The sequence below is a fragment of the Pseudomonas sp. R3-52-08 genome (genome assembly GCF_003851745.1).
Taxonomy (GTDB): Bacteria; Pseudomonadota; Gammaproteobacteria; order Pseudomonadales; family Pseudomonadaceae; genus Aquipseudomonas.
In genome coordinates this window covers 685960-700821 of the sequence record NZ_CP027730.1, presented here as the reverse complement: position 1 = coordinate 700821, position 14862 = coordinate 685960, and the positions used below count along the sequence as shown (strand labels likewise).

The following is a 14862-nucleotide window of genomic DNA, read 5'->3' as shown; positions in this document are numbered from 1 at the left end:
CTGATCGTTCCCACGCTCCGCGTGGAAACGTCACCGGATGCATTCCCACGCGGAGCGTGGGAACGATCAGCGCGTGGGAACGATCAGCCCCCTCCCACATTTGATCTCTGGCGCCTGATAGACTCCTCCACACTTCCACCACCCGCGAGCCGCCCCTCATGCTCCATGTGTTGTTCAGCGTTTACCTGAAGATGCTGGTGCTCTATAGCCCGTTCTTTGTGCTGTCCTGCTTTATCAGCCTGACCCGTGGTTATTCCAGCAAGGAGCGGCGGCGCCTGGCGTGGAAAGTCGCGTTGGCGACGCTGGTATCGAGCGTGCTGCTGTACCTGTTCGGCCGGGTGATTTTCAGTGTGTTCGGTATCACCGTGGATGCCTTCCGCATCGGTGCCGGCAGCGTGCTGTTTATCTCTGCCCTGGGCATGGCCCAAGGCAAGTCGGCAGTGCAGACCGATAACGTGCAGCAGGACGTGACCATCGTACCGCTGACCATCCCGCTGACGGTCGGCCCCGGCACCATCGGCGCGCTGCTGGTGATGGGGGTAAGCCAGCCCCACTGGGACGACAAGCTCACCGCCATCCTCAGCATCGCCCTGGCCAGCCTTACCGTGGGCGTGGTGCTGTACCTGTCCAATCGTATCGAACGAATTCTCGGCGACCAGGGCTTGCAGATTGTCAGCCGGTTGATGGGGTTGTTCGTGTGTGCCCTGGCCGCGCAAATTATCTTTACCGGGGTGCGCGGTTATCTGGTGACCTAGATCCGGTATTTGGCAATGGCCGACTGCACCTTGTCGCCCGCGCTGTCACGCATCAGTTGAAGGGTCTTCTCGTTGACCACCGAGGTATTCAGCACCAGGCAGGTCTGCCCGCTGAAGGCCTCGAACGATGAGCTGTCCCATTCAAGGAACGGCAAACCCACCTGTTTACTCACGCCACGGCTGCTGTAGGTCACCAGCACCATCATCACTTCGCCATTGGTTTGCGCGCAGGACGCCACGCCAAAGTCACCGCCCTGGTGCACGCTGCTGTTGCGCTTGAACAAATCGAACGACGCCGGCTGTTGCTTCAAGGCTTCCAGCGCATCCGCAGCCAGTTTCGGCAGCAGACTGAGCAGCGGCCCCGACAACGACATCGAAGCGAGCATCGCGCCGATGATATTCAGTGCCGCCAGTTGCACCGTCAACCCCTTGCTGGCGCGTGAGACTCGCTCAAAACTGCTGCGCAACGGCAACCAGCCGAGGCTGACCATGACCTTGATAAATTCGTCGTACCAGGCCTCGGTGCCCCGATGAACCTTCAATACATCGCTCACATAACTGCTGGCCAACAGGTAGCTTTTGCGGATGTACTCGCGGTTAAGCCCGGACAACCCCTCGGCAAAGGAAATCACGCCGTTGTTGACCACCGCCGCGTTGCAGTCATCTTCGGTGTCCAGCGGTAAAGCCGCGTGCGTGCCTGGCGCACCCGGCAATTTGTAGGCGGCAATCAACTTGCGCCTTTTGGTACTGTTGATCCTTCTGTGATGTCGCTCCATTTCCAATTCTCCACGTACACCCCGACTCGGGGCTTGTAACCACACTAGTCCACTGACCGACAGGCTTTCCAGACGACAAACATCCCTTGGCGCGGCTCGGCTAAGCGCGCCGTCCAGCAATAGCGCGGCATGCACGAAGGGCTTCATGGTTTCGCCGTGAAAAAAAGAAAAAGCCCCGGACGACTACAGGAAATTCCTTGAGTCATTCGGAGCTTTCGGATCACCGCCGAGGTGTTTTCAGGAGCCGGGTTTACCGCCGTACCAGCGCGGTGTGTACACCCACTCCCCGCCGCCGGCACGCGCAAAGGTGCAGGTGGTGGACGAGCCGACCAGCACCATGGTGCGCATATCCACCTGGTCCGGGGTGAGCTGGCCCAGCGTGGTGACGCGCAGCGTCTGGCCGGGGCGACCGATATCACGGCCCAGTACCACCGGTGTTTCAGGCGTGCGGTGCTGCGCGACGATCTCCAGTGCACGCCCCAGTTGCCACGGGCGCGCACGGGAAATCGGGTTGTAGAACGCCAGCGCCAGGTCGGCCTGGGACGCGAGCTCCAGACGCTTTTCGATGATCGACCAGGGCTTGAGGTTATCCGACAGCGACATCACACAGAAATCATGCCCCAGCGGCGCGCCCGCCTGGGCAGCGGTGGCCAGGGAAGCCGAGACGCCAGGCAGGATCTGCAGGTCGACCTGATGCCAGGCTGGGTCACTGGACTCATGCAACGCCTCGATCACCGCAGCGGCCATGGCGAATACACCGGGGTCGCCAGACGACACCACCACCACCGAGCGCCCTTGGGCGGCCAGTTCGAAGGCGTGACGTGCGCGTTGCATTTCTTCGCGGTTGTCCGTGCAATGCTGCACCTGGTCGTCACGGAACGGCCCGGCCATGCGCACGTAGGTTTCGTAGCCCAGCACATCGGTGCAGCGCGCCAACTCGGCCTTGACGGCCGGCACCATCAAGTCAGCGGCGCCAGGGCCAAGGCCGATCACGGCGAGACGGCCACGCGGGCGGCCTACCTGTGACACATCCACCGGCTGCTCGGCCACGCTGAGGGTGATGTCCGCGTGCGGCTCAAGCTTGGCAAACCGCAGCGGCACTCCCAACTCAGACGCGGCCTCATGCAACGAGGCTTCGGCCATCTGCGTGTCGCTCGCCAGCAGGCACGCCAGCGCTTGCACGGCAACGCCCGCCTCCTGCAAGGCCGTGCGCACACGTGCCGCCAGGTGCGCACCGGGCTTGCAGGTGACGCACACCGTCTTCGGGTAGATCAGCAATTCGTTGGCGGCAGGCGTACGCTCGGCACTGCCCACATGAATCGCCAGGCGTGCCTGCGGATCCTGCGGCAAATTGGCCTGCTCCAGCCAGGGCGCCGCGCCTTCGATGCGCACGCTTTCACCGGCCAGCAGGTCCGAGACAAAGCGCTTGCCCAGCTCCAGGTCCGCCAACGCATAGCCCGTGGGCGGGTTGAGCAGGCAGGTGCCGAACCGCAACTCGCCACTGGTGGTGATCGCCGCTGCCACGCCCAACGCGGCGGCAATCTCCCGCGCCATCACATTCACGCCGCCCAGGCCGCCCAGTAGCGGCACCACGGCGCTGCCGTCTTCGGCGACGGCCAGCACGGCCGGCTCCTCGCCTTTTTCGAGCAAGAGCGGCGCGAGGGTGCGGATCACAATGCCGGCGGCGCACAGCGCAATCAGCGGCGTGCCTTGCTGGTAGAGCTGGCGCAGGGTGGCGCCGAATTCGCTGTAGCGTTGGTCTGCACCCTCAACCCGACCGTCCAGGCCATGGATCAGCGCAGCCGGGTAAAGTTGCTGGATCCTGCGCGCGGTCGCCAGGCTGCCCTGGCCCAGAATGACAATCGCCGGGCTCATCAACCTTGCCACCGTTCACCGGGCACGATGATCAACGAGAAATACGGCGACGACATCGGCTCCACCTGATCCAGCGGCACAATTTTCTGATTGGCCATGGTGGCGCGCTCCACGTACAGCGCGCGCCCGGCCAGACCGAGTTCTTCCAATACCTGGCGCACCTTGGGAAAGTTGCGCCCCAGCTTCATGATCACCGCCGCATCCGCGTCCGCCAGCCGGCGCTTGAGGTCATCGTGGGGCAACACGCCAGAGAGCACCGACAGGCTCTGATTGCGATACACCAGCGGCGCGCCCAATACCGAAGCACCGCCCAGCATCGAACACACGCCCGGGATGACCTGCGCCTCATAGCGTTCGGCGAGGCGGTCATGCAGGTACATGTAGGAGCCGTAGAAGAACGGGTCGCCTTCACAGATGACCGCCACATCGCGGCCAGCATCCAGGTGCGCGGCCACATCGACACTGGCCGTGTCGTAGAAATCGCTGATCACTTGCTCATAGGACAGCGGCGCCGGCAGCGCCTCGGTGGTCACCGGGTACACCAGCGGCATCAGGGTTTGCTGGGGCACCAGGTGGTCTTCGATGATGCCGAAGGCATTGCCCTTCTTGCCCTTGGCCACGAAGTACGCCACCACCGGCGATTCGCGCAGCAGGCGCAGGGCCTTGAGGGTGATCAGTTCCGGGTCGCCGGGGCCTACACCCAGGCCGATCAGACGTCCGCGTGCAGGCATTATTCAACCTCCGTGGCGAGCGCATTGACGGCGGCGGCGGCCATGGCGCTGCCGCCCAGGCGGCCCTGCATGATCACGAACGGCACACCCCGGCTGTCGGCGGCGAGCATCGCCTTGGATTCGGCGGCACCGACGAAACCCACCGGAAAACCAAGGATCAACGCCGGTTTCGGCGCGCCGGCGTCGAGCATTTCCAACAGGTAGAACAAGGCGGTCGGTGCGTTGCCGATCACTACCACGCTGCCGGCCAAATGCGGGCGCCAAAGTTCCAGGGCAGCGGCGGAGCGTGTGTTGCCAAGCTCGCGCGCCAGTTCCGGCACGCTGTCGTCGCGCAGAGTGCAGATCACCTTGTTGTTGGCCGGCAGGCGCGCACGGGTCACGCCTTCGGAGACCATCCGCGCATCGCATAAAATCGGTGCGCCCGCCGCGAGCGCGTCGCGCCCGGCCTTGCCTGCGCCGTCGGAAAATTGCAGGCCGTCGATGGCCTCGACCATGCCGCATGCATGAATCACCCGCACCGCGAGTTTCTCCAGATCCGCCGGGATACGCGCCAGGTTCGCCTCCGCGCGAATGATGGCGAAGGAGTTGCGATAGATCTCCTGACCGTCGCGGATGTAATCAATCATCGGTGTTGCTCCGTGGGCGAGCGCGCAGCAAGGCGCCCGCCGCGTCAATAGAAAGAGTGCGCGCGTGCAGCCGGCCAAAACCTGGATGAGCAGCGTCGCGAAAATAGAGGTCGTAGTGGCCGGTGCTCACCGCCAGCAAGGTGACCGGCGCAGTGTGTGCGGCGGCGCAGGAGCGCGGGCAGCCGGACAAGTGAACAGCGTGACCCGGTCGCAGGCCGGCCAATTGCACGGCGTCGGTTTTGGTATCCGACAAGCCTTTGCCGCAGCCGCTGGAACCGGTACAGGCGATCATGCGCGCCAGGGGTTGGTCGGCGGCGCAGAGAAAGCCCAGTTGCGCCAACTGTTCGGTCACCACGCCTGGCTGTGTGAGGTTAGGCAGCAGCACGCCCTGCCAAGGGGTGAACCGCAAGGTGGCGTCGCCATACTCGCAGGCCAGCTGTGCGGCGCCCTTGAGCATCGCCGAATCCAGGCGGCCCAATGGCGCGGCGGCGGTGACATAGAACCGGTCTTGCTGGCGCTGTGGATAACTGCCCGGATGGCCCGAAGCGCTGCTGGCCGGGCGGTTGAAGCCATTCGCAGGCAGTAGCGGCAGGCGCAGGCGGCTCAGTAAGTTATCCACAGCCAGATGGCGCATGCGCGTTTGTTCCGGCGTGGCCAGGTCGAGAAAGGCTTCGAGCACGGCCACCACCAGCGCATGGCCTTGGTCCAAGCGCACAGCGGCCAACGGTGCATTCAGGCCAGGACAGCCGGCCAGGCCGAACGCGAGCAGGGTTTCACCCGCCTGTTCGAAGGCCGACAGCCACAGATCGTGATGATGTTCGAGCATCGCCAAGGCCTCGAAGCCATCCAGCTGCACGGCGAATTTGGCCGACAGCTCATGAAAGCGTGGATGGTTTTCCAGGGTGGCGAGGATCTGCCCGGCCAGGGGGCGTGTGTCGAACAGCATCTGTGGGTCGATGCCGGCGCTGGGGCTGAGCATCAGGTTGCGCACGTCATCACCGCCCGCGTTGCTCGGGCCGAGGCCTGCCGCCAACAACATCGCGATCAAGGCCTCCTGCTCGGCGCCGATCCCGCGAATCTGCAGGTTGGCGCGGTTGGTCGCCTCGATCACCCCGCCCGCGTACGCCTGGGCAGCGTCCGCCACGGCGTTGGCCTGGGCCGTGGTGATCGAGCCACCGGCCAGTTTGATCCGACAAATACCGCCGTCCAACGCCTGGACGATGCGCAACAACCCCGGACAAGCCGAGGGGCGCAAGGTATTCAGAGCGGGCGTTGGCTTCACGGGGCTTCCGGTTGACGGGTAAAGGCGCGGTATTATGCCTGCTTTGTCCGACGGCATGAAAAGCCTGCCCGTCGGATGTCGTTCAAGGAATTGATATGTCGCCCTGGCTGACGGTAGTAGGCATCGGTGAAGACGGCTTCAAGGGCCTGGGCAGAAACGCTCGGCACGCCTTGTTGCGCGCCACACGGATTATAGGGGCGCAGCGCCAGTTGGACCTGTTGCCGGTGTGCATTCGCGGTGAGCGCGAGTTGTGGCCGAGCCCGTTCTCCCTGGAACCGGTACTGGCGCGGCGCGGAGAACCGGTGTGCGTATTGGCCAGTGGCGATCCGATGTTCTATGGCGTGGGTGCCAGCCTGGCGCGACAGATTGCGGCGCAAGAGTTGCTGATTGTGCCCGCGCCGTCGTCGGTATCCCTTGCAGCCGCGCGTTTGGGCTGGCCGTTACAGGACGTGGTGACGTTATCCGTGGTGGCTCGGCCCGTCGCGGCAATCAACGCGCATCTGGCCAGCGGTGTGCGCGTGTTAGTGCTGAGTAATGACGGTGGCAGCCCTGCGTTGATCGCGGCGGTGTTGACCGAGGCCGGGTTCGGGCCGAGCCGATTGAGCGTCTTTGAACACTTGGGCGGGGCGAATGAGCGACGTATCGACGGCCTGGCCGAGGATTGGCAGCACCACTCGGCCGCCGATCTGAACCTGGTCGCCATCGAGTGCCTGGCCTCTCCCGACACGCCACGCCTGTCGCGCCTGGCAGGCTTGCCGGATAGCGCCTTTAAGCACGACGGCCAACTGACCAAACGCGATGTGCGCGCCATGACCCTCGCGCGCCTGGCCCCCATGCCGGGCGAGCTGCTGTGGGATGTGGGGGCGGGCAGCGGTTCCATCGGTATCGAATGGATGCGCACTCATCCTAGTTGCCGCGCACTGGCGATTGAAGCCGACGCAGGCCGCCAAGACTTGATCGAACACAATCGCGACGCCCTCGGCGTGCCCGGCCTGCACCTGGTACGCGGCACCGCCCCGGACGCCCTGCATGGCCTGCCGACACCCGACGCCATCTTCATCGGCGGCGGCGTCACCCGCGACGGCGTGCTCGACAGCTGTTGGCAACAGCTGCGCCCCGGCGGTCGACTCGTCGCCAACGCCGTAACCCTGCAAAGCGAAATGACCCTGATGAACTGGCGCGCCGAGCACGGCGGCGAACTGACGCGCGTCCATGTGGCCCAGGCCCAGCCGCTGGGAGAGTTCGATACCTGGCGCCAGGCGCTGCCGATTACCTTGCTGGAAGTGGTCAAGCCGCTATGAAACGGATTCTGTTGCTGGGCGGTGTGACCGAAGCGCTGGCCATCGCGCGGACGTTAGGGCCGGAACATATCTACAGCCTGGCGGGCGTGGGACGTGTGCCGACCAATCTGACCTGCCAAGTGCGGGTCGGCGGTTACGGTGGCGCTGAGGGCTTGGCGCAGTTTGTTCGGGATGCGGGGATCAGCCTGATCCTCGACGCGACCCATCCTTATGCAGCGCAGATCAGCCAGAACGCGGCGCGGGCGGCGCAGTTGTGCGGTGTGCCCTGCTGGGCGTTGCGCCGACCGGCATGGCGGCCGCAGGCCGGTGACGATTGGCGTGAGGTCAGTGATTGGGCCGAGCTGACCGAAGCACTCAAACCGTTCAATCGTCCCCTCTTCACCTTGGGTCGCGAACCGTTGCAGCATCTCGACGAAATCCCCGCCGAACAGTTCTGGACGCTGCGCGCGCTGGATGTGTATCCCGGCAATGATCGCTGTGAAGTGATTGGCGCACGCGGCCCGTTCCTCATCGAAGAAGAACGCGCGTTGTTTGAACGACGCAGGATTGATGTGCTGATCAGCAAGAACAGTGGCAGCACGGCCACCGAGCCGAAGCTGGAAGTGGCGCGGGAACGCGGGGTGCCGGTGTTAGTGTTGAAGCGGCCGGTGTTGGCGGCGGTGGATCGGGAGTTCTCCACAGTGGCCGCGGCCTTAGAGGCCATCCACGCTCACTGAACCACACCGGTCCAATGTGGGAGGGGGCTTGCCCCCGAGTGCGGCGTGTCAGACACAGACTTATTGGCTGATCCACTGCAATCGGGGGCAAGCCCCCTCCCACATTTGGACTGGGTTATCAGCTGCCTGCCGCTGTGGCCTGCCCGACATCGTTCACACGATCAGCCAACAACTGCGCAAGCTCGATCAACTGCGCAACGCCCAGCAATTCCTCGCGTGGCGCGCCTTCCAGGTTAAAGGCAATGTCGCAACTCAGCGCATTGGCCGAGGCGAGTGTTTCGCTGAGGTTGACCAGCAGGTCTTCGGTGCTGATGCCGTCGGCCACGGTGAACAGCCGGATGGGGGGATTGGGGGTGGGTTTGATCATGTGAAGCTCCTTAATCTAAGTGGAGCTGCCAACTAATCGCCGCGATGCGATGGGGGTGGCAGCTGTGCGCAGGTTCGCGGACCGGAGATTAAGGAAGCCGGCATACCCGAAGGTATCCCGCGCACAGCCACCATAGCGCCGCACAGTAGACGATAAAAAAGCGTCAACTGAAAGGAGGCAATGCTTAATCAATCCGAGCCGCGACGCCCGACCGCTGAGTTTGCAGCGGTGTACGGAGACTAGAGATTGAGTTTCCTACCGGCAACCTCAAAGAGTTGTCGGACGTTTCTGTTTGATCGTTCCCACGCTCCGCGTGGCAACGCATCCCGTGACGCTCCGCGTCACAATTACTAGAGCAGACGCAGAGCGTCCTGGGCGGCATTCCCACGCAGAGCGTGGGAACGATCGAACGCTTATTGGAAAAACTCTGGTTGTTTGTCTACGCCATCAATAAGTCGATTCATCTTACAAACTCTTCCGAACCCGCTGGCTGGCTCAGCCAAAACCCTGCGCTCTACCCTCCGCTCTCGCGGTTTTGCCTCAGCGCCCGCGATGGGGATGCACTGCCTTTGCAGCGCGTCGCAACTTGCCATCTTGTATCCCAAGGAATACGATCAAAGATGATTCGATTCAAGAGATCCGACGAGTTTCAGGAGTGGCTAGATTCGTCACGCGGCAGACCCGCCCGTGGTCGTGTGCTGGTCAGATTGGATAACGCGATGAGGGGCAATTTTGGAGACTGCGAAACCGTAGGGCATGGCGTATCGGAAATGCGCATCCACCATGGCCCAGGCTACCGGGTGTATTTCACGCGCATAGGTGAGCTGGTTTACCTGCTGTTGATAGGTGGCGATAAATCGACGCAAAAACGCGATATCCAGCGTGCAAAACACATCGCAGATCAATTTGGAAAGGAGCAGTGACTCATGATTCAATTTAAGGATTTTGACATAGCCGAGCATCTCAAGACCCCGGAGGACATGGCTGAATATCTTGAAGCCTCCTTCGAAGAAGATGCCGGTGACGGCGTGCTGATTCGTTCAGCTCTTAACAACATAGCCCGCGCCCAAGGCATGACGCAGGTAGCCCGCGATGCCGGCCTCGGACGAGAAAGTCTGTACAAAGCCCTCTCCAGCGCTGGCAATCCCGAGTTCGCGACTATCATGAAGGTCATGAAGGCGTTGGGCCTCAAGCTTCACGCCACGGCGATCTGATAGCACTGCGACACCAAACCACACCGCCCCTTTTTACTTATCCCCCCCGATCAGGCTAAATACCCGCCTGATCGTTTAACCCTACGGATTATCCGCCATGGCCCGTCAACGCTTTGCAATTGCCTGGATCGCCTGCCTTGCAGTGCTGTTCAATGCGTTTGCCATGCCGCTGGCCGGTGCGATGCAGCAGGTGGATGACCCGGTCAAGCGGTTGATGTGGGGCAGTTTCTGCTCTTCCAACGGCGCCAGCTTGAAGACGCTCGCCCTAAGCACGCTGGAAATTCCGGCGGCGCCGGATGATCACTCTGCCATGCAGCATTGCTGGTGTTGCTCAGGTTCGGCATCGTGGGTGGCGTTGCCGGGGCATGTGCCGCAGCTGTATGTCACACGGTTCGAGGCCCTGCGCAGCCTGCCGGCGCCTGCACTGCAAAACCCCACGCCACGCCAGCAATGGCCGAGCCTCAACCCCCGCGCCTCTCCAACGGTCTGATCTGCTTCGCAAGTGAACTGCGTTTAGAACCGTTCTGGAGAACTGCCATGCTCAAATCTTCCCTGCTTCTGGCGGCGTTGCTGCTGCCGGTGTTCAGTGCCGCCAATGCCGATGACTACAAGGTCGGCGACCTGTTGGTCAGCGATCCCTGGTCCCAGGAATTGCCGCCGAATGCGCCCACCGTTGCGGCGTACTTCGTGATTCATAACACCGGCGCTTCCCCGGACCGTTTGCTCAGCGTCGAAACCAGCGTCGCCGAAAAAGCCGAGCTGCACGAGCATGTGATGCAAGGCGACCTGATGAAGATGCGCCAGGTGCCCAGCGTCGCCGTGCCGGCCAAGGGCGAGCTGACCTTCGCGCCGATGGCTTACCACGTCATGCTGCTGGGCCTTAAAGACCGCAGCCTGTTGGCCGACGGCAAGCAGTTCCCGCTGACCCTGACCTTTGAAAAGGCCGGCAAGGTCGACGTGAACGTATCGGTGCAGAAAACGCCGCCGGTGGCCGCCCACGCGCATCAGCACGCCCAATAGGCTGACCTTGATGGGCGCCTCTCGCGCCAGGTTGTCTCCACGCCCACGCCTGATGCGTGGCAGTTGGATCAGCCTGTTCGCCATGCTGATGATCTTTATCGGCCCGCTGATTTCCCAAGCGATGCCGATGGATCATCACGCCGGTATGTCGATGGACATGCCGAGCTGCCATGGCGAGCCCAAGCCCACCAAAACCCCCGACGAGCACCACGTGCTCTGGGAAAAGTGCGGCTATTGCAGCCTGCTCTTCAGTTGCCCGGCCCTGCCCGGCGGCGTGTCCTTCATCGCCCTCGACGCCCCGCCGCCCGCCAACGCCCTTCCCCCCGCCCCGCGCCTGGGCCATGCCCGGCAAAGCATCTTCCCCGGCGCCCGCAGTCGTGCGCCGCCCATCGCCTCGTAAGCCCCTCATAGCGTTACTTCACACCGGCCGACTTTAAACAGACAGCCGCAGGCTGCTGGCCGTGTCGTTTACGATTGATTGATGGAATTTTTCATGTCCAGGTTTCCTGTCGACACCCGTTTGGGGGTTGCCCCTGTTTTTGCCGTACTGTGCGGCGCACTGCTTGCTTCGCAGGCCCACGCGGAAGAACACGAGTTGAGCCCCACGGTGATCACCGCGATCGCCCCCAGCTCGCCACTCACCGTTGTCACCAACCCGAAAGACCCACGCCAGCCAGTGCCCGCCAGCGATGGTGGCGACTACCTCAAGACCATCCCCGGTTTCGCTCTGGTACGCAACGGCGGCACCAATGGCGACCCGGTGCTGCGCGGCATGTTCGGCTCGCGCCTGAATATCCTCACCAACGGCGGCATGATGCTCGGCGCCTGCCCCGGCCGGATGGATGCGCCCACCTCGTACATCTCGCCGGAAACCTACGACAAGCTCACCGTGATCAAGGGCCCGCAAACCGTGCTATGGGGCCCCGGTGCGTCAGCCGGCACCGTGCTGTTCGAGCGTGAGCCGGAACACTTCGGCGAGCTGGGCACGCGGCTCAACGCCAGCGTATTGGCCGGTTCCAACGGCCGTTTCGACAAGGTCATCGATGCCGCTGCCGGCGGGCCGCTGGGCTATGTGCGGGTGATCGGCAACCAGGCCCACGCCGACGATTACAAGGACGGCAACAACGACACGGTCGCGTCGCGCTATGACAAATGGAACGGCGACGTCGCTGTCGGCTTCACCCCCGACGCGGATACGCTGCTCGAGCTCACCGCCGGCCGTGGCGATGGCGAGGCACGTTACGCCGGGCGCGGCATGGACGGGTCGCAGTTCCTGCGCGAAAGCCTGGGGCTGCGCTTCGAGAAGTCCAACCTCGGCGAGGTGCTGGATAAGCTTGAGGCCCAGGTCTACTACAACTACGCCGACCACGTGATGGACAACTACAGCCTGCGCGTACCGTCCGGCACCGGCATGATGGCCGGGCCCATGGCCTCCAACGTCGACCGCCGCACCCTCGGTGCAAGGGTCAAGGCCACGTGGCGCTGGGCCGATGTGCAGTTGATCGGCGGCCTGGACGCGCAGACCAACGAACACCGCGCGCGCAGCAGCATGGGCGTCGACACCTACAAGGACCTGCCGCGCGACAAGGACGCCAACTTCCACAACTACGGCGTATTTGGCGAGCTGACCTGGTACGCCGCCGACCGCGACCGCCTGATCACCGGCGCACGCCTGGACCGCGCCTCGGCCAAGGATTTTCGCCAACGCACTGGCTCGGGAATGATGTCGCGCCCCAACCCGACCGCCGGCGACACCCGCGCCGATACCTTGCCGTCAGGCTTCGTGCGCTACGAGCACGACCTGGCGGACACCCCCACCACACTGTATGCCGGCGTGGGTCACGCCGAACGCTTCCCGGATTACTGGGAGCTGTTTTCCCCCAACACCGGCGCGGTCGGCTCGGCCAATGCCTTCGACGGCGTAAAGCCCGAGAAGACCACCCAGCTGGATGTCGGCGCGCAATACAAAACCGCCGACCTGCAAGCCTGGGCCTCGGCTTACGTCGGCCAGGTGCGCGACTTCATCCTGTTCGACTACAGGCCCGGCATGATGGGCACCACCTCCCAGGCGCGCAATGTCGACGCGCGCATCATGGGCGGTGAACTGGGTGCGGCCTACACACTGACGCAACACTGGAAAGCCGACGCCAGCCTCGCCTACGCCTGGGGCAAGAACAGCAGCGACGGCAAGGCACTGCCACAGATGCCGCCGCTGGATGCGCGCCTGGGCCTGACCTACAGCGAAGATGATTGGAGCGCCGGGGCCTTGTGGCGCGTGGTCGCGGCGCAAAACCGTATCGACCCGAACAAGGGCAATGTGGTCGGCAAGGACTTCGACAAGAGCGGCGGTTTTGGTGTGTTCTCACTGAACGCGGCGTACCGCATCAATAAAAACTTCAAGGTCAGTACCGGTGTCGACAATCTGTTCGGCAAGGCTTATGCCGAGCATTTGAACCTGGCCGGCAACGCCGGGTTCGGTTACCCGGCAAGCGACCCGCAAGCCATCAAGGAGCCGGGGCGCACCCTCTGGACCAAGGTGGATATGAGCTTCTAAAAGCATCGGGGGCAAGCCCCTCCCACACTTGACTGTGTTCACAAGGCTCAATCTGTGAACCCGATCCAATGTGGGAGGGGGCTTGCCCCCGATTGCGGCCTGACCAACGACAAGAATTCACGCTTTTGCGGAGCATCCTGATGACCACTCAAAAAATCTCCTTCTACAACCTGGCCTGGCGCTGGCACTTCTACGCCGGGCTCTTCGTCGCCCCCTTCATGGTGCTGCTGGCCCTGACCGGCATCATCTACCTGTTCAAACCCCAGCTCGATCCCCTGATGTACGGCGACCTGCTCAAAGTGCCCGCCGCCGCGCAGGCACTGAGCGCCGACGAGCAACTGCAACGGGCCAAGGCCGCTTACCCTCAGGCCGCGATCAGCAAATACCTGCCGCCCGCCGACGCCACCAGCAGCGCGCAGTTCGTGATGCAACACCAAGGCCGCGAAATCACTGTATTCGTTGACCCGTATCGCGGCACCGTGCTCGGTGAGCAGGACGCCAAGAACAACCTGCAAGCCATCGCCCGCGCCCTGCATGGCGAGCTGATGATCGGCACCACGGGTGACCGCCTGATTGAGCTCGCTGCCGGTTGGGGCGTGATGCTGGTGGTGTCCGGCCTGTACCTGTGGTGGCCGCGCGGTCAGTCATCGGCGGGCGTGTTATGGCCACGCCTGGGCAGCCGAGGACGGTTGTTCTGGCGCGACCTGCACGCCGTCGCCGGTTTCTGGGGCGCGGCATTCCTGCTGGTGATGCTGCTCAGCGGCATGACCTGGACAGGGTTCTGGGGCAAGCAATACGCCGACCTGTGGAACACCTTCCCGTCAGCGATGTGGAACAACGTGCCGCAATCGGACCAGCAGGCGCGCAGCCTCAATACCGCCAGCCAGCAAACCGTGCCCTGGGCGATGGAAAACACACCGATGCCGATGTCGGGCGATCATGCCGAACACATGAACCACGGCGCCATGCATGCAGGCCCCGCCGCGCCCATCGTCAGCCTGCAACAGGTGGTCGACCTGGCCACGGCGCGCCAGGTCGAGCCCGGTTACAGCATCACCTTCCCCACCACGGCCACGGGCGTGTTCACGGTCGCGGTGTTCGCCGACGACCCACGTAACGACGCCACGCTGCATGTGGACCAGTACACCGGCAAGGTGCTCGCCGACGTGCGCTGGGCACATTACAACGGCGTCGCACGCGCCACCGAAACCGGCGTGATGCTGCACGAAGGCAAGATGTTCGGCTGGGTCAACCAACTGATCGTGCTGGTGATCTGCCTGATGATCCTGCTCAGCGCGGTGAGTGGCGTGGTGATCTGGTGGAAGCGTCGGCCGCAGGGCGGGCTGGGTGTGCCGCCCCTGCGTCATGATTTGCCCAGGTGGAAAACCGCCATGGCGATCATGCTCGGCCTGGCAATCATTTTCCCGTTGGTGGGCGCTTCGCTGATCGTCGTGTGGGTGCTGGACCGCCTGCTCCTTTCACGGGTCAGCGTCACCGCGTAGGACTGGGTTGCGCACCGCCGGCACGGCCTGTTGCGCAACGCCCTGTTTTGAAGCTTGCCGTGCACTCCACAACGGAATGTGGCGCCATGCTGGTGCGCCACTGTGCCTGAGCGCCTCCCGAACCCGCCTGTAATCCTGTGCCT

The 14862-nt window shown here is 63.4% G+C and carries 16 protein-coding genes; 10 read left to right on the top strand and 6 right to left on the bottom strand.

Annotated features, from left to right (window positions below; genetic code table 11):
* The first annotated feature begins 158 nt into the window (after positions 1–158).
* Entirely contained in the window at positions 159–755 is a 597-nt protein-coding gene (locus tag C4J91_RS03005; protein WP_065883442.1) for a MarC family protein, read from the top strand.
* On the opposite strand, the gene C4J91_RS03000 is transcribed toward C4J91_RS03005, so the two are convergent.
* From C4J91_RS03000 to cobG, 5 genes are all read right to left on the bottom strand, one after another.
* Complete coding sequence (locus C4J91_RS03000; RefSeq protein WP_124361089.1) at positions 752–1531, bottom strand: hypothetical protein; 780 nt, start codon at positions 1529–1531, stop codon at positions 752–754. The two genes, C4J91_RS03005 and C4J91_RS03000, sit on opposite strands and share 4 nt — an antisense overlap.
* A 237-nt stretch (positions 1532–1768) precedes the next feature.
* Complete coding sequence (gene cobJ / locus C4J91_RS02995; protein ID WP_124361088.1) at positions 1769–3406, bottom strand: precorrin-3B C(17)-methyltransferase; 1638 nt, start codon at positions 3404–3406, stop codon at positions 1769–1771.
* The gene (locus C4J91_RS02990) at positions 3406–4137 is read right to left on the bottom strand and encodes a precorrin-2 C(20)-methyltransferase (protein WP_124361087.1); all 732 of its coding nucleotides are present in this window, start codon (positions 4135–4137) and stop codon (positions 3406–3408) included. Before C4J91_RS02990 ends, cobJ begins: the two co-directional genes overlap by 1 nt.
* Positions 4137–4763, bottom strand: coding sequence for a precorrin-8X methylmutase (locus C4J91_RS02985; RefSeq protein WP_124361086.1), 627 nt, complete (start codon positions 4761–4763; stop codon positions 4137–4139). The genes C4J91_RS02990 and C4J91_RS02985 overlap by 1 nt, the downstream gene beginning before the upstream one ends.
* Positions 4756–6102: a precorrin-3B synthase gene (cobG, locus tag C4J91_RS02980; RefSeq protein WP_124361085.1), complete on the bottom strand. Its 1347-nt coding sequence runs from the start codon at positions 6100–6102 to the stop codon at positions 4756–4758. Before cobG ends, C4J91_RS02985 begins: the two co-directional genes overlap by 8 nt.
* Positions 6103–6140: 38 nt before the next feature.
* Here cobG and cbiE point away from each other — a divergent pair, with 38 nt between their 5' ends.
* Together cbiE and C4J91_RS02970 are read left to right on the top strand one after the other, a co-directional pair.
* On the top strand, positions 6141–7346 hold the full coding sequence (cbiE, locus tag C4J91_RS02975) for a precorrin-6y C5,15-methyltransferase (decarboxylating) subunit CbiE (protein ID WP_124361084.1): 1206 nt from the start codon (positions 6141–6143) through the stop codon (positions 7344–7346).
* Entirely contained in the window at positions 7343–8062 is a 720-nt protein-coding gene (locus C4J91_RS02970) for a cobalt-precorrin-6A reductase (RefSeq protein ID WP_124361083.1), read from the top strand. The genes cbiE and C4J91_RS02970 overlap by 4 nt, the downstream gene beginning before the upstream one ends.
* Before the next feature lie 118 nt (positions 8063–8180).
* On the opposite strand, the gene C4J91_RS02965 is transcribed toward C4J91_RS02970, so the two are convergent.
* A complete protein-coding gene (locus tag C4J91_RS02965; RefSeq protein ID WP_124361082.1) occupies positions 8181–8429 on the bottom strand; it encodes a DUF6124 family protein in 249 nt (82 codons plus the stop codon).
* 620 nt (positions 8430–9049) lie between these two features.
* Here C4J91_RS02965 and C4J91_RS02960 point away from each other — a divergent pair.
* The 7 genes from C4J91_RS02960 (at position 9050) to C4J91_RS02930 (ending at position 14719) form a co-directional block, all read left to right on the top strand.
* Complete coding sequence (locus C4J91_RS02960; RefSeq protein WP_124361081.1) at positions 9050–9352, top strand: type II toxin-antitoxin system RelE/ParE family toxin; 303 nt, start codon at positions 9050–9052, stop codon at positions 9350–9352.
* A 3-nt stretch (positions 9353–9355) separates the two neighbouring features.
* Positions 9356–9643: an addiction module antidote protein gene (locus tag C4J91_RS02955; RefSeq protein ID WP_124361080.1), complete on the top strand. Its 288-nt coding sequence runs from the start codon at positions 9356–9358 to the stop codon at positions 9641–9643.
* Between the two features lie 97 nt (positions 9644–9740).
* Complete coding sequence (locus C4J91_RS02950; protein ID WP_124361079.1) at positions 9741–10133, top strand: DUF2946 domain-containing protein; 393 nt, start codon at positions 9741–9743, stop codon at positions 10131–10133.
* A gap of 47 nt (positions 10134–10180) precedes the next feature.
* Positions 10181–10663 (top strand): copper chaperone PCu(A)C, encoded by a 483-nt coding sequence (locus tag C4J91_RS02945; protein WP_124361078.1) that lies wholly within the window; start codon positions 10181–10183, stop codon positions 10661–10663.
* Between the two features lie 10 nt (positions 10664–10673).
* Positions 10674–11063, top strand: a complete 390-nt coding sequence (locus C4J91_RS02940) for a DUF2946 domain-containing protein (RefSeq protein WP_124361077.1) — start codon at positions 10674–10676, stop codon at positions 11061–11063.
* A gap of 93 nt (positions 11064–11156) precedes the next feature.
* A complete protein-coding gene (locus C4J91_RS02935; protein WP_124361076.1) occupies positions 11157–13217 on the top strand; it encodes a TonB-dependent copper receptor in 2061 nt (686 codons plus the stop codon).
* 140 nt (positions 13218–13357) lie between these two features.
* Positions 13358–14719, top strand: a complete 1362-nt coding sequence (locus C4J91_RS02930) for a PepSY domain-containing protein (protein ID WP_124361075.1) — start codon at positions 13358–13360, stop codon at positions 14717–14719.
* The last annotated feature ends 143 nt before the right edge of the window (positions 14720–14862 follow it).

Excerpts from the sequence above, each read along its gene's own strand:
- C4J91_RS03005 (WP_065883442.1), top strand. The coding sequence starts at position 159 with ATGCTCCATGTGTTGTTCAGCGTTTACCTGAAGATGCTGGTGCTCTAT.
- C4J91_RS03000 (WP_124361089.1), bottom strand. The coding sequence starts at position 1,531 with ATGGAGCGACATCACAGAAGGATCAACAGTACCAAAAGGCGCAAGTTG.
- cobJ (WP_124361088.1), bottom strand. The coding sequence starts at position 3,406 with ATGAGCCCGGCGATTGTCATTCTGGGCCAGGGCAGCCTGGCGACCGCG.
- C4J91_RS02990 (WP_124361087.1), bottom strand. The coding sequence starts at position 4,137 with ATGCCTGCACGCGGACGTCTGATCGGCCTGGGTGTAGGCCCCGGCGAC.
- C4J91_RS02985 (WP_124361086.1), bottom strand. The coding sequence starts at position 4,763 with ATGATTGATTACATCCGCGACGGTCAGGAGATCTATCGCAACTCCTTC.
- cobG (WP_124361085.1), bottom strand. The coding sequence starts at position 6,102 with ATGCCGTCGGACAAAGCAGGCATAATACCGCGCCTTTACCCGTCAACC.
- cbiE (WP_124361084.1), top strand. The coding sequence starts at position 6,141 with ATGTCGCCCTGGCTGACGGTAGTAGGCATCGGTGAAGACGGCTTCAAG.
- C4J91_RS02970 (WP_124361083.1), top strand. The coding sequence starts at position 7,343 with ATGAAACGGATTCTGTTGCTGGGCGGTGTGACCGAAGCGCTGGCCATC.
- C4J91_RS02965 (WP_124361082.1), bottom strand. The coding sequence starts at position 8,429 with ATGATCAAACCCACCCCCAATCCCCCCATCCGGCTGTTCACCGTGGCC.
- C4J91_RS02960 (WP_124361081.1), top strand. The coding sequence starts at position 9,050 with ATGATTCGATTCAAGAGATCCGACGAGTTTCAGGAGTGGCTAGATTCG.
- C4J91_RS02955 (WP_124361080.1), top strand. The coding sequence starts at position 9,356 with ATGATTCAATTTAAGGATTTTGACATAGCCGAGCATCTCAAGACCCCG.
- C4J91_RS02950 (WP_124361079.1), top strand. The coding sequence starts at position 9,741 with ATGGCCCGTCAACGCTTTGCAATTGCCTGGATCGCCTGCCTTGCAGTG.
- C4J91_RS02945 (WP_124361078.1), top strand. The coding sequence starts at position 10,181 with ATGCTCAAATCTTCCCTGCTTCTGGCGGCGTTGCTGCTGCCGGTGTTC.
- C4J91_RS02940 (WP_124361077.1), top strand. The coding sequence starts at position 10,674 with ATGGGCGCCTCTCGCGCCAGGTTGTCTCCACGCCCACGCCTGATGCGT.
- C4J91_RS02935 (WP_124361076.1), top strand. The coding sequence starts at position 11,157 with ATGTCCAGGTTTCCTGTCGACACCCGTTTGGGGGTTGCCCCTGTTTTT.
- C4J91_RS02930 (WP_124361075.1), top strand. The coding sequence starts at position 13,358 with ATGACCACTCAAAAAATCTCCTTCTACAACCTGGCCTGGCGCTGGCAC.